The organism is Frankia canadensis, assembly GCF_900197875.1.
Taxonomy (GTDB): domain Bacteria; phylum Actinomycetota; class Actinomycetes; order Frankiales; family Frankiaceae; genus Frankia; species Frankia canadensis.
This window is the reverse complement of sequence record NZ_FZMO01000525.1, coordinates 16,626-30,652: the sequence shown is the minus strand read 5'-3', so window position 1 is coordinate 30,652 and position 14,027 is coordinate 16,626. Positions and strand designations below refer to the sequence as shown.

The 14,027-nt window shown below is 71.8% G+C and carries 9 protein-coding genes; 3 read left to right on the top strand and 6 right to left on the bottom strand.

The window, feature by feature from the left end; translation table 11 throughout:
- Window positions 1-52 precede the first annotated feature (52 nt).
- Window positions 53-685 carry a DUF4865 family protein gene (locus C1A33_RS27775; protein ID WP_101834705.1) on the top strand — a complete coding sequence of 211 codons (633 nt, stop codon included), beginning with the start codon at window positions 53-55 and terminating at the stop codon, window positions 683-685.
- A gap of 94 nt (window positions 686-779) precedes the next feature.
- Here C1A33_RS27775 and C1A33_RS27770 read toward each other — a convergent pair whose 3' ends face one another.
- Both C1A33_RS27770 and C1A33_RS27765 read right to left on the bottom strand, forming a co-directional pair.
- Window positions 780-1,775: an aldo/keto reductase gene (locus tag C1A33_RS27770; protein ID WP_101834703.1), complete on the bottom strand. Its 996-nt coding sequence runs from the start codon at window positions 1,773-1,775 to the stop codon at window positions 780-782.
- A 79-nt stretch (window positions 1,776-1,854) separates the two neighbouring features.
- Window positions 1,855-4,197 (bottom strand): acyltransferase family protein, encoded by a 2,343-nt coding sequence (locus tag C1A33_RS27765; protein ID WP_243408009.1) that lies wholly within the window; start codon window positions 4,195-4,197, stop codon window positions 1,855-1,857.
- Between the two features lie 468 nt (window positions 4,198-4,665).
- Between C1A33_RS27765 and C1A33_RS27760 the strand changes: the two genes are divergently transcribed.
- The gene (locus tag C1A33_RS27760) at window positions 4,666-6,291 is read left to right on the top strand and encodes a chitinase (RefSeq protein WP_101834699.1); all 1,626 of its coding nucleotides are present in this window, start codon (window positions 4,666-4,668) and stop codon (window positions 6,289-6,291) included.
- A gap of 167 nt (window positions 6,292-6,458) precedes the next feature.
- On the opposite strand, the gene C1A33_RS27755 is transcribed toward C1A33_RS27760, so the two are convergent.
- From C1A33_RS27755 to C1A33_RS27735, 4 genes are all read right to left on the bottom strand, one after another.
- A complete protein-coding gene (locus tag C1A33_RS27755; protein ID WP_101834697.1) occupies window positions 6,459-7,466 on the bottom strand; it encodes a LacI family DNA-binding transcriptional regulator in 1,008 nt (335 codons plus the stop codon).
- A 31-nt stretch (window positions 7,467-7,497) separates the two neighbouring features.
- Window positions 7,498-8,850, bottom strand: a complete 1,353-nt coding sequence (locus C1A33_RS27750) for an amidohydrolase family protein (RefSeq protein ID WP_101834695.1) — start codon at window positions 8,848-8,850, stop codon at window positions 7,498-7,500.
- Complete coding sequence (locus tag C1A33_RS27745) at window positions 8,847-9,986, bottom strand: NAD(P)/FAD-dependent oxidoreductase (protein ID WP_101834693.1); 1,140 nt, start codon at window positions 9,984-9,986, stop codon at window positions 8,847-8,849. The genes C1A33_RS27750 and C1A33_RS27745 overlap by 4 nt, the downstream gene beginning before the upstream one ends.
- 477 nt (window positions 9,987-10,463) lie before the next feature.
- Entirely contained in the window at window positions 10,464-11,609 is a 1,146-nt protein-coding gene (locus C1A33_RS27735) for a Fic family protein (protein WP_101834691.1), read from the bottom strand.
- A gap of 401 nt (window positions 11,610-12,010) precedes the next feature.
- Between C1A33_RS27735 and C1A33_RS27730 the strand changes: the two genes are divergently transcribed.
- Window positions 12,011-13,987, top strand: a complete 1,977-nt coding sequence (locus C1A33_RS27730) for a serine/threonine-protein kinase (RefSeq protein ID WP_101834688.1) — start codon at window positions 12,011-12,013, stop codon at window positions 13,985-13,987.
- Window positions 13,988-14,027 lie beyond the last annotated feature (40 nt).

The window sequence follows — 14,027 nt, the reverse complement described above, 5'->3', positions numbered from 1 at the left end:
CCCGCCCGGCGAGCAGGTCCATCCCACGGCACGACCGAGAGGACGACCGTCGATGTACGCGAAGCAGTACGAGATCACCCTGCCCGCCGACTACAACATGGGGATCATCCGGCGGCGGGTGGCCGGGTCCGGATCCGCCCTCGACGACCGCGCCGGCCTGGGGCTCAAGGCGTACCTCATCCAGGAACGTGGCGTCGCCGGTGCGTCCGTCAACCAGTACGCGCCGTTCTACCTGTGGACGGACATCGGCGCGATGGGACGGTTCCTCGTCGGCGGGGCCGGCTTCCAGAACATCATCCGCGACTTCGGGCGCCCGGCGGTCCACCACTGGATGGGCGTGGCCGCCGTGGCCGGCCCGGCCCGCGCCGCCACCCCGAGGGCCGCGTCCCGCCTGGTCGCCGCGCTGCCCGCCAACCAGGCCCGCCTGACCCACCCGACCGACGGCGGCGAGGACGACGACCAGACGAGCCGGGTGGCGGCGGAGATCGAGCGCCTCACGAACCTGGCCCGCCACGAGGACGTGCACACCGCGGTGCTCGCGCTCGATCCCCGGCACTGGCAGCTCGTCCGGTTCGTCCTGTGGCGCGATGGCGCGTCAGTGGACGCGGAGGCCACCGAGACCTACGAGGTCCTGCATCTGTCCGCGCCGCACCTGCCCGACCTGCCCCGCGGCCGCGCCTGGTAGGCCGGCCGACGCTCACCCGCCGAGGGGGGAGCCGCCGGCCGGTCCAGCCGCGCCGCACGGTCAGGCCGGCGGTCGCCGTGTGGGGCGGCCTTCGCTACCAGGCGAAGTGCTCGGGTGCCGTCCGGTAGCCGGGGAAGATCTCGTCCAGCCGGGCGAGCGCCTTGTCGTCCAGGGTGACATCGAGGGCCCGGACGGCGTCGTCCAGCTGCTGGGAGATGCGCGGGCCGACGATCGGCGCGGTGACGGCCGGCTGGTGCAGCAGCCAGGCGAGCGCGACGTCGCCGGGCTCCTGGCCGAGCTCGGCGGCGAAGTCCTCGAAGGCCCCGATCTGGGTGCGATGGGCCTCCAGGGCCTGCGCGGCGCGGCCCTCGACCCGCCGCCTGCCCTCGCGCTCCTTGCGCAGGACGCCGCCGAGCAGACCGCTGTGCAGCGGAGACCACGGCAGCAGGCCCACGCCGTAGTGCCGCGCGGCGGGCAGCACCTCCAGCTCGATCTCGCGGGTGAGCAGGTTGTAGATCGGCTGCTCGCTGACCAGGCCGAACGTGCCGCGCTGGGCGGCGGCGGCCTGCGCGGCGGCGATGTGCCAGCCGGCGAAGTTGCTGCTGCCGACGTAGAGGATCTTGCCGGCCGTGACGGCGACGTCGATGGCCTGCCAGATCTCGTCCCATGGGGTGGCGCGGTCGACGTGGTGGAACTGGTAGAGATCGATGTGGTCGGTCTGCAGGCGGGTCAGGCTCGCGTCCAGGGCACGGCGGATGTTGAGTGCCGACAGCCTGCCCTCGTTGGGCCACTCCCCCATCGGGCTGTAGACCTTCGTCGCCAGCACCGTGCGCTCCCGGCGCCCGCCGCCCTGCGCGAACCAGCGGCCGATGATCGACTCGGTGTAGCCCTTCCCCTCGCCCTGGCCCGACGCACCGGCCGAGCGCAGGCCGTAGGCGTTGGCCGTGTCGAAGAAGTTGATGCCGTACCCGTGCGCCGCGTCCATGATCGCGTGGGAGTCGGCCTCGCTGGTCAGCGGACCGAAGTTCATCGTGCCGAGGCACAGCCGCGAGACGGACAGACCGGAACGGCCGAGCTGGGTGAACTGCATCGTCGGCGGGGTCCTCTCGATAAGACAGACGGGTGGAGCACCGGCACCCCCGAGTCTCCACCTTCGAGCGCGCTCCAGGTCAAGCAGGACCACGGGCCAGGTCGCCGACGAGGATCCTCCATTCCCGGTGGCCCGGCTCGGCCGCCGGCCACAACCCGACCGGCGCGCGCGCCGGCCCGCTCGGGCCGGCGTGCAGCGCGGCGGCCAACGCCGGGCCGAGGTAGGGGGCGAGCAGCCTCGCGTACGTGTCCGAGAGATGGCTCCAGTCGCGGTAGACGAGCACGTTCCCGACGACCAGCGGGCAGCCGTCGGCGGTGCACAGCCAACCGGCCGGGTCGACGAGCAGCGCGCCGCCCTCGCGAGCCCCGCGGTTGTCGATCTGGCGCGCCGACGAGGCCAGCCTCGACGCGGCGATCGACACCGCGCACGCCGAGATCCTCGCCGGGTGCCGCGCCAGGCAGTCGAGCACGTTGAACCCGGGGAACGGGGTGTCCCGGAGGAAGACGACCGCGGCGCCCGTCGCGCGCAGGTCGCGCACCAGCCCGGCCAGCACGCCCGGGCCCCGGCCGGCCAGGCGGTCGCGGGCCTGCGAGCCGACCACGACCAGGTTCGGCCGCAGCCGGGCGATCGTCCGCAGGACGTCGGCCCGCCAGGTGTCGCACTCGGTGTACGGCCGGCCGAGAGCGTCCTCGATGTAGTCCCGGTACGGCGCGGGCGGGCAGTCGGCCTTGGCGAACAGCAGGACCCGCCAGTGCCGTTCCCTTCCGATGGTGTCCAGCGGCGCGGACCACTGGCTGGCGTGCGAGTCGCCGAACAGCACGACGGTCGTCCGCCCCGCCGGGTCCCCGACGACGCAGCCGGCCGGCGCGGTCTGCGCGAACATCGCGAGACACCGGTTCGCCTGGCGGTCGTCCTGCGCGGTGCCCAGGGAGGGTGTGAGGTCAGGCGGCAGACGGTCTACCCGCAGCGCACGCGCGAGCAGCGAGGTGAGCGGGCTTGCCGTGACGCCAGTGAAGCGGGATTCCGCCGACGCCCTGGCCAGGTCGGCCCGCAGCACGCTCTCGGCCGCCGCCGGATCGTGCACGTGCGCGGCGGACGCCGGGTCCCCCAGCGGGCGCGCCGGCCCCGCGGCGGTGCCGCCCGGCACCGAGACCAGGGCCACGGCCAGGATCGAGCTCACGCAGACCGCCGCCGCGCACGACGCGCCGAGCCCGAGCCCGAGCAGGGGGCGGCGGACCAGTACGGGCCGGGACCGGGCCGGCCTCTCCACCAGGCGATAGGTGACCACGGCCAGCAGCAGCGAGGCCAGGGCGGCCGCCGCCCGTTGGCCGAGGGCCAGCGGACGGCCGGTCGCCTGCGCCCAGATCTGCAGCATCGGCCAGTGCCAGAGGTACCAGGAGTAGCTGAGCCGGCCGAGGAGTCGCAGCGGTGCCCGGCCCAGCAGCAGTTCGGCACCGAGCGCCGGCGCGGCGCAGCCGCCGGCCAGGACGCAGGCCGTCGCGAGCACGGGCAGCACGGCGGCGACGCCCGGGAACGGCACGCCCCGATCCAGCAGGAACGCGGCGGTGAGGATCCCGGCCAGGCCAAGCCAGCTCAGCGGCGACGCCACCGCGGGGCGCAGCCGCCCGAAACTCGCCGTCCCGGTCGCGACCAGTGCGCCGACCGCGGGCTCCCAGATCCGGGTGTGCCCGCCGAAGTACGCCCAGGGCGCCGACCGGGCCGTCACGATCACACTGAGCGCGAACGAGCCGCCGGCGACGGCGAGCAGGGCGATGACCACCGCGCGGTCCGCGCCCCGCGGCCTGACCCGACCGGCCTCGTCCCCCGCCCGCCGCCCGCCGCGGGAACGGGCACCGGCGAGCCCGGCAGCAAGGGTGATCAGGACCGGCCAGACGAGGTAGAGCTGTTCCTCCACCGCCAGCGACCAGTAGTGCTGGAACACGGACGGCGGGCCGCTGGCCCGGAGGTAGTCGGTCCCGTCCCGGGCGAGCACAAGGTTGATGAGCGACAGCGCCGCCCAGATCCCCTCGCGTGCGCTCTCCCGCAGCCGCAGCGGCGACAGCCAGGCCCACGAGGCGGCCGTCGTCGCGACGATGACCAGCGCGGCCGCGGGCATGATGCGGCGCGCCCGGCGGGCGTAGAAACGCGCACACGAGATCCGCCCGGTTGTCGCCCGTTCCCGCAGCAGGTACCGGGTGATGAGGAAACCGGAGATCACGAAGAAGACGTCGACACCGACAAAGCCACCCCGAACACCCAGCGCCGCATGGTCGAGGACGACGAGCAGCACCGCGACCGCGCGCAGGCCCTCGATGTCCGGCCGGAAGGGGCGCTCCCGACCCGCCGCGCCCCGTGGATCCAGGGTCGGTTCGGCTGCCCGCCCCACCCAGCCGGTCCGGCTGTCCAAGCCCGCCGCCGACACATCGGCGCTCCCCCCGACCGGGGCCCGGGACGACATCTCCCGATCACGTCACAGTGTCGAGCGGCACCTGGCGATAGTCGCGTGACGCTCCCCCGCGCGCCATTCGGCCGGTCGGCTCCGTCACGTCCGCCGGCTATGACCGTCCGGTGTGCTCGGCGGGGTGGGGGCCCCGCCCGCGTCCACGATCTCGGCCGCGTCGGCGTGTCGCCCAGCTCCTACCGCGCCGAATCTCCCACCAGTTGTCCTTACCATCCCTCTACGGGGGAAGACGATTGATCCGGGCATCGCGGATGCCATACCGCGTCATGGGGATATCCACGATCCGCGCCCACGGACAGATCTTCCGCGCGGCGCGCGAGGAGTGGGGTGGGAGGACTCGCCGGTCCGCACCGGCACGGCGGCCACCTCCACTCGCCGTATTAGCATCCGCACGGTCGAGAGCCGACAGAGATCCCCCATGGAGATGCCGTGACAGATTCTCCCAACCTGGTCATCGCCGCCGCAGAATGGCTCGGCGGGAACGAATACTGGGCAAACTTTCGGGTCGTCGTCACCAACTACACCGACGAGGACGTGGTCGATCCGGAGATCGCTCTTTTCCTGCCACAGCCGCTGCAGATCCTCAACAACTACGGCCTCGTCTGGAGCCCCGCCAACCATCCGGTGACCAGCGTCACCGGACGTCTTGTGGCCGAGCGGAAAGTCATCCGGGCCCGGATGTCCCAGGAATTCGTCCTGTCCGTGCAGAACGGTGGCTCCGGCGCCGGGTCCGATCCGGCCCTGTTGCCGGAGCGGTTCACCGTCAACGGGCAGGACGCGAATCCGCCCGTGGACGACGAACCGCCGACCGTTCCCGAGAAGCTGCGCGCCGACGCCTGGGCGCCGCACAGCCTGCACCTGGTCTGGGAGCCGTCCTCCGACAACATCGCCGTGGCCCGCTACGAGATCTTCTACCGGACCGCGGCGGGCGAACCCCGCAGCGTCACGGTGCCGGGCCCCGAGGGCAGGGTGTCCGGCCTGAGCGCCTCCACCGAGTATCTGCTGTCGGTGCGGGCGATCGACATCTCCGGCAACGTGTCCGAACGGTCCGACGAGGTCAGCGCCTCCACCACCCAGCCGCTGCCGGACGGAGGAACCTGGGACGCGCCCCGGGCACCCTTCGTCGACTACACCGCGTGGCCCAACCCGAAGGTCTCCGAGTACGGCCGCGACTCCGGAGTCGACAGCTTCTTCACCGGCTTCCTCGTCGCCCAGCCCGGCGGGGACAGAAAAGTCTACTGGGGCGGCTACAAGGACTATGGAGATGCCACGACAAGCGCCTTCGGAAAGGAGGACTTCGCCGCGTTCAGGGCGCAGGGGGGAACCGTTGTCCTTTCCTTCGGAGGAGCCTCCAACGTACCCCTGGAGGAGGTCGAGACCAACATTTCCAGGATCGTCGCGACCTACGAGGCCATCCTTTCGAACTACCAGGTCAGCCACATCGACTTCGACTTCGAGGGCGCCTTCATTCACAACACGCCGGGCCTGGAGCGACACGTCGCCGCGATCTCCCAGGTGGTGCAGTCCCGTCCCGGCCTGAAGATCTCCTACACGCTGCCCGCCGACGGTGCCCCCGGCTCCCTGGAGGGCTTCAACGACGGCGGGGTGCGACTGTTGCACCTGCTCGCCGGTGCCGGCGTCCAGCCGTCGCTGATCACCGGAATGCTGATGGAGTTCGGGCAGACCTCGCCCCCGGACGCCTACCAGTGCTGCGTCATCGCGCTGAACGGCATGTTCACCCAGATCGCCGCCGCCTGGCCGGCGTGGAACGACCAGAAGGTCTGGCGGCGCATCGGGGCCTGCCCGATGTTCGGCCGGCATATCAACGGCAAGGTCTTCACGCTGGAGAACATGCGCCAGCTGGCCGATTTCGCCCGGGAGCACAACCTCGGCGCGCTCTCCGGCTGGGACGCGACCCGCGACCGCAACCAGGGTCTCCTGCCGGAGTGCAGTGATTTCAACGGCAACGACCTGGCGAAGTGCACGTATGTCGAACAGAACTCGTTCGACTTCTCGAAGATCATCGCAGGCTACCGGCCGGCCGACACGCGCTGACCGGAGCCCGCCACCGCACGCGCATCGACCGGGGCCGCGGGACCGTTCACCACCCGGCGAGCGCGGCGCTGACACGCCGCGTTCGCCGGGGTCTGTTCCCGCCCCGTGAGGTGTTCACGCAGCCAGACGTTTCCACCTCAGGTGTAGGCCAGGGCTTCTCGTGCGGGTCACACGTTGGCTCGTTCGCCGCAGGATCTGCGGGCGACCAGTGCGGGTTCGAAGACGATGCTGACCGGCTCGGCGGGGGGGTCCACGACGAGTTCGGCTGCCCGTCGGCCCATCTGGTAGGAGGGCTGAGTGATCACGCTGATGCCGAGCGCGGGGGCCCAGGAGAAGTCATCCATCGTCAGGAAGGCGATGTCGTCGGGGATAGTGATCCCTCGCGCGGTCAGGGCCGTATGGACGGCGACGGTCAGGCGGCCGGCCGTGCAGGCGAGCGCGTCCAGCGGCCTGCGTCGATCGTCCGCGCGCGCGAGGAGAGTGCCGACGGCCCGGTCGACCTCCTCCTCCGTGGTCGCGACGGTCACCGCCTCCTCGGCCAGGGACCGACCTCGTTGCGTGAAAGCCTGCCGCAGCCCCGCGACGCGCTCGATCTGGGACGGGCGGCCCCCGGAGGTGACGACACCGATGGACGACCGCCCGCACTCGATCAGGTGCATGGCCATCAGACGACCGGCCCCGACGTGATCCAGACTGACCGAGTGCAGACCGGACGGCGGATCCTGCGCGGTGCGCGCCACGATCACACAGGGCGTACCGTTCTCGGCCATGTGTCGGGTGCGGCTGTCGGTCCTCTCGTCGGTCGTCGTGACAAGCCCGCGCACCCGATGCTCGTCCATCATCCGAACGAGGTCGACCTCGTGATCGACGTTCCGGAAGGTGTTGGCGACCATGACGAGGCTGTCATTGGCGGCGGCCACGTCGTCGATGCCGCGCAGGAGGCCGAGATAGAAGGGGCTGCTCAGGTCACGGATGACAACGCCGAGTGCGTTGGAGCGGCCGGCGAAGATGCCCCTGGTCAACGCGTTGGGGGTGTATTCGAGACGGGTGACCGCATCCCACACTCTGGTGGCCGTCGCCTCCGTGGCGACTCCGCCGTTGAGGACGCGGGAGACTGTGGCGGTGGACACGCCGGCGCGCGCGGCGACGTCGCCGATGGTGACCCGCTTCGCCATGGTTCCTCCGCCGGTTTCGGGGGGCCGCTGGTCAGCGCGTGACGCGCCGGCCGGCTCGGACAACGACCTCGCCGCCGATCATGACCGTATCTACCGAGTGCAGCCGCGCGGGATCCGTCACCACCAGGTCGGCGATCGCTCCCGGCACGACACGGCCACGCCGAGGAGCCAGACCCTCGATGGCGTCGGCGACGTTGGCGGTCGCCATCGCGATCGCGGCCGGGAGACTCACGGCACCCGCGCGGACGGACTGGTCGATCGCCAGCAGGATCGGGTCGTGGTGTCCACCCGCGTAGTCGGTGGAGATCGTGTCGACCAGTCCTGCGCAGAGCAGCGCGTAGAGCAGCTCCGGGCCTGTCGTGAGGCGGCGGGCGCCGAACGTGTCGAGCGTGGAGACATCCACGATCGCGCCCGCCTCCTTGAGTCGTTCGGCGTGGACCAGAGCCTCGCGGAGCTCAAAGCTCGAATGGTTGGAATGCCCGGCGATCAGGGTCACGTCCGTCCTCGCGATGGCGGCGACCTGGGTCATCGAGGCGGCCGCGTTGTGCACCAGGACCGGGACACCCAGCGCGCGGGCCTGCTCGGCCGCCTCGGCGAGCCCGCGCAGAGCGACGTCGAACGCGGGCAGCCCAATGGATGAGACGAGTTCGCGCACCTCCGCCACCGACAGCCTGCCGGTCAGGCCCGCGGCCGCGAGTGCCTGCTCGACGGCGTCCCGGTCGAACGCTGACGACGCGATGTGCCGACCCAGCACCGCGATCTTCAGCCCGTTCGCCTGCCGCGCAGTGATCGTCACTCCGGTGCGTCTCTCGACCTCGGCTGGGATGTACAGGTAACTCGCCCCGCCCCCGCCGAGGGTGTGCCCTGCCCCGATCTCGCCGAGCGCGACCGCACCGGCGCCGACGGCCCGACGCGCGGTGAACCTCTGGTTCGCCTCAGTGAGACCGCTGCCGTCCGCGACTGTCGCCGCCCTCAGACATGCCGGGGTGTTGCAGGAGGCCAGCCCGATGTTGACCGGGTGCGCTTCGTCGGTGCTGGCGAGATCCGCCGCGGTGACGAAGCCGTCCACGCAGAGCACCGTCGTCGTCCCCTCCAGCAGGTGTCGGTCGAGATTGGCCAGCACCTGCTCGCGTGGCAGGGCCACATGCCCGCTGGGGAACAGCGGTCCGTACGCGGTGCCGTGGGTGTGGTTGTTGATGAGACCGGGAATCACCAGCATTCCGGCACCGTCGACGATCTCGTCGGCGGTGCCGTAAGCCTCGGTGGGACGCGAGGGAATGATCTCGCGGACGGCGTCTCCCTCAACGATGATGTCAACGCGACGTCGTGTGTCTCCGCCCCGGCCATCCACCAGATCGCCGCCGTGCAGGACGACTGTGCTCACCGTTGCTCCCCCTGTCGGCTCGCCGGGCGGAACCGCTCGAACCGGAACGCGGCCAGGGCATCGTCCCGGTCCTCCCCAAGCACCTCGGCGGCGACCAGGTCACCCGCGTGGACGCTCAGGGTCGCACCGCTGTGCGAGACGGCGAAGTGGAAGTTGGGTAGTTCGACCACGCGTCCCAGTACCGGGAGGCCGTCCCCGGGAATGGGCCGTTCACCGACACGGATGCTTTCCACCGTCGCGGCCCGGGTCCCCGGGTAGAGCGCGCGGCCCGCCGCCAGGATGGTCTCGACCGCTGACGGGTCGACACTGATCTCTCCAGCGCCCGACACACGCACGGCGCCGTCGATCTCGTGGGTGTGCAGCAGCAGCCGTCCGCCCCCATCCGGACGGAGATGGACGCGCGGCGCGTGCACGACCCGGGACACCGAAACCGCGACCGGGGACGTGTGGACGAGCACGCCACGGGTGTTGCGCATCGGCAGGGCCAGGCCGGCCAGGCCGGCGATCGCGCCGGCTCGCGGCCCCGCGCAGTTCACGACGGCGTCCGCGGAGAGCTGCCGTCCCGAGGCGAGTCGGACCGCACGCACCGTTGCGGCCGTGGTGACCATGCCGATGACCGCATCGCCAGCCACCAGCTCGGCCCCTCGGGATACCGCGCTGGAGAGCAGGTAGCCGATCAGGCGGGCCGGCTCGATCCACCCCTCGCGCGGAAAGTAGGCGATCCCGTCCGCGGGAAGTTCTCCGGGGGCGATGTCCGGCTCGAGACGCAGTACCTCGGCCCGGCTCAGCCAGCGCGCCTCGTATCCGTAGTCGAGGACACCGCCGACCTTCCTCCGCAGGCGCGCGCGCTCGTCGTCGTCGTCGGCCCACTGGAGGTTGCCGCCCTCGTGGTACCAGTCGCTGCCGGGCACCCGCGCCGCCAGTCGCCGGTGGGCTTCCATCCCCGCGACGCCGAGATCATGATAGGAGCGCGGGTGCTTGGTGGAGGAGTTGGTCCACGAGAACGTCGAACCGGAGGTACCACCCGCCGGTGCACCAGCGTCCACGAGAACGACGCTGGCGCCTCGCCGCGTCAGCGAGGCCGTCACCGCCGCACCGTAGACGCCCGCACCGATGACGACCACTTTCGGGATCATGCTGATCCTTTCTTCCTCGGCCATTCGGGTGAGCGGAGGAGAGGGACAACCGGCGGGGGCGGGGGCCGGCAACGTCTGGTCCACGCACCCAGCGAGGACGGGAACCCATGGCCGACGGCCGAACGCACGGCTCGCCCGGATCGGTGACAGCGATGCAACCTGCGACGCAGCCAAGTCTTACCGCCAATGTAACTAGTTACATTGGCCAAGGAAATTGTAGGTATGCACGTTCAGGTAGGTCAACGGGTAAGGGGAAACAAAGCCCCGGCCCGGTTGAGACGACCACCCGGAGGGGCGCGGTGCGCGCCACCATGTGGGCCGAGCTGCTCGACGCCCACCGGTCCGGCCGGGTCCGCGCCGCGGCGGTTCGGGCCAGCGACGTCTTCGGCCCCGGGGTCCGCGACTCGGCGTTCGGCGAGGCGGGTTCGGTGCCGCTGTCGGCGAGACCCGTCTGTGGCGCGGTCGGTTCCGGGCGTGTCAGGCGGTGCCGTAAGGGTCGCGGAGGGGCTGGGCGGCGAGGGCGGCGCGGACGGAGCGTGCGGCTTGGGCGGTGGGGCCCGCGGCGAGGTAGCGCTGAGTGCGGCCGTGGCCGACCTCCTCGATCAGGCCGGCGGCCTTGAGTCCCTGCAGGTCGCGGATCGCCTGGTCGCGGGTCAGGCCCTCGTCGCGCATGTACGTGGTGCGACGCACCCCCTCCGGCCGGGTCGCCGCGTACAGGGCGGCGATGGTGCGCTCGCCGAGCCCGGCTGCCGCGGCCTGGTCAGCCACCGCTTGCCAGACTTCGGCCGCGATGTCGAGGCGGCGCTGGACCAGCTGGGCCTGCAGGTGGTGGGCACGCAGGCAGAAGCGCAGCCAGCCGTGCGCGTCGCGTTCTGGCTGGAAGCTTCCACCCTGGGCCTCGCCCAGCGCGGCGTAGTACATGGCGGTGTTGTGGGGGGACGATCCGAGCCACTCCTCGATGCTGGAGAACTCCGGCGCGAGGATGAGATGCCGGGCGAGCACCAGGGTGTGCAGGCAGCGAGCCATCCGTCCGTTCCCGTCACGCCAGGGATGGATGCTGACAAGGTTCAGATGTGCCATGGCGGCCCGGACGACGACGGGGGCATCCAGGTCACCGCCTTGGAGCCAGCCGCACAACTCGTCCATGAGCTCGGGCACGCGCTCGGCGTCGGGCCCGGTGTAGACCGGTGGATTGTCGGGCGCGCCGGACACCCAGATCGACCCAAGCCGGTACCGGCCCGGTGACCGGTCGAGATCCCCGCGAAGCATCATGAAGTGCAGTGCTGACAGCAGCATCGGGTGAAATCCGAAAACCTCGAATCGGGCGGCCTGAAGTACATAGGTCAACGCGTCCGCATAACCGGTGACCGCGGCACGGGTATGCGCGTCGTGTGCCGTCGGCATCTCCTCGCCGGCCGCGACCGCCTCGGCATCCGCCACGTCGACGGTGTAGCCCTCGATCGTGTTCGACCCCCTGATCGCGCCCGCGATCAGGCTGCGCCGCAGCTGCCCCAGCCACCGCCGCGGTTCGGCGACCTGGTGGCGCAGCTCTCCACGGAATTGGTCGAGTTCGGTCAGCACCCGCTCGTCGGCCGTGTCGACCTCCGGCACTCGAAACAGCATGCGACAATGCTACGCGCCTCGTCGCCTCGTCGCCTCGTCGCAGAGCCGGAGCCGGAGCCGGAGTCGGACACTCGATGCCAGACACGGGCCTCGCGGCCACGGTCGCGCCCAGCTCCCAGCAAGGCCTTCCGATCCTTCGCGTCCGGCGTGCCGATCACGTCACGGCTCGGGCAGGCGCCCCCACATCCGGCCCGTGGCGATCGTCTCCACCCACGCCGGCCTGGAAGCGCCGCGTCGCCGCTGCCCGCGACGGGTTGATCGACCCGTCAGCATTCCGGCACCAGCACCGGCGCCGCGAGGTAGGGCTGGTCCTGCGCACTGGGTGGCAGAGTCGATACCGTGAACGACCGGATCGTGGGATCATGACCTGAGGCACCACAGTTCGACGGGAGGCGGGGGACGTGCTGGCGCCGCTGGCAGAGGGCGATCCGCGGGCGGTCGGCACGTACCGGCTACACGGGCGGCTCGGCGCCGGCGGCATGGGTGCCGTCTATCTCGCCTTCGGCACGGACGACCGGCCGGCAGCCATCAAGATCATCCGACCCGACCTGGCCGCGGATGCGGACTTCCGGGAACGCTTTCGTCGGGAGATCGCCGCCGCCCGTCGGGTGCGCGGCCGGTACGTGGCCGAGGTGCTCGCGGCCGACCTCGACGCCGACCGGCCGTGGATGGCCATCGAGTACGTCGACGGCGTCAGCCTCGCCCGGGCCATCGCGGAACGGGGCTGCCTCAGCGGCCCTCGGCTGGTCGCCTTCGCCGCGGGCCTCGCGAGTGCGCTCGCCGCCGTCCACGAGGTCGAGCTCGTCCACCGTGACCTGAAACCGGCGAACATCCTGCTCGCCTGGGACGGTCTGAAGGTCATCGACTTCGGCATCGCCCGGGCGCTGGACGAGACGGCCTACACCCGCACCGGTGAGATCCTCGGAACAGTGGCCTGGATGGCGCCCGAGCAGCTTCTCGGCGAGCGCGTCGGCGCGCCCGCGGACGTGTTCGCCTGGGGGCTCTGCGTGACCTTCGCTGCGACGGGGCGTCGGCTGTTCGCCGGGCCGCAGACGGACACGCCGATCGCGTCGGCGCTGCGCCGGCTAAGCGTCGAGCCCGACCTCGGTGACCTGCCGAGGAACCTCGAACCGCTGCTGCGGCGCGCGCTGGCACGGGACCCCGACGCGCGGCCGGGCGCGATCGACCTGATCGGCGAACTGGCCGGCGAGAAGATCGCCGGGCTGTCCGGTGCCGAAGCAGCCGTCCGCCAGCTCGCCGAGGACGCGGGGTTCCTGTCGGACGCCCGGACCGCCCCCGTGGCATCGGCGCCACCCCCAGACCTGACGGAACCGCCGGCGAAGCCCGATCCGGGAGAACCGCAGGCGAAGCCGGACCAGGCAGCACCGCAGGCGAAGGCGGAGAAAGCGGAGCAGGTCGAGGAGGCGCAGCCGCCGGCGGAGCCCTCGGCCGCGAGTGTGGCGGCGCCGGGCGAGACTCCGCCAGCGCCGGGAGACGGCCCTGCGGGTCCGCCGGTGGAAGCGGGCGGCCAGCCTGACAGCCGGCGGGGCCGTCGCCGGCGGGCCGTGCTGGTCGCAGTGGCGGCGGCGGTCCTGCTGGTCGTTTTCGCCGTGACGGTGTTACTGGTCGGCCTGGGCGGCGGGTCCGGAGAAGCCCTGGCCACCGACGGTGCGCCGGCACCGCACGCGACCCTCGCAGCCACCTCGCGGCAGCCGGCTGGCTCCGCCGACCCGACTGGGAGCGGCGACCGGACCGGGAGCACGAATCCGGCCACCGGTGCACCGACTGCGCCCTTCACCGATGCGTCGCCGGCGCAACCCGGCACCGGTGACCGGCCGACCGGTGGCAGCGCGGAACCGTCGGGGGCAGCCCGTAGCGGCGGCGGCCCGGCGGGCGGCACCGCGGGCTCCGGGCCGGACCAGCGTGCCCAAACCTCTCCCCCGCGCCCGCGCACCAAGCCTACGACCGCCCCGGCGCCGCAACCCGCCCCGGCGCCGCAACCGGCCCCGCAGCCCGATCCGAATGGCGGCACGACCAGCCAGATCGTCTACCACGCCGCCGGCAACTACGCAGGTGTGGTCTGGTTCAACGCGGGAACCGCGAACCCCGCGAAGGGCCGCAACTCCTTCACGGTCAAGGATCTCCTCTGCAACGACGACTGGAGCACCTACGCCGAGTACCGCTACACGGATGCCCAGGGGGCCGCGCACGCCGGTCGGGTCGCGCTCGCCGGCGACTGCGCCCCGGTCGAACGGTCGGACTCCATCGCCGGCCCCCAGCCGGGGATCGTCGCCCTTCGCTGGCGGGGCTGCAAGTGGGACACCAGACAGGTCAGCGCGGACACCTGCGAGCCGTGGACCGCCTCCACCCTGCGCTGATCCCGCCACGACTGCGCGGGTAGCACGGTCGATCGGCGCG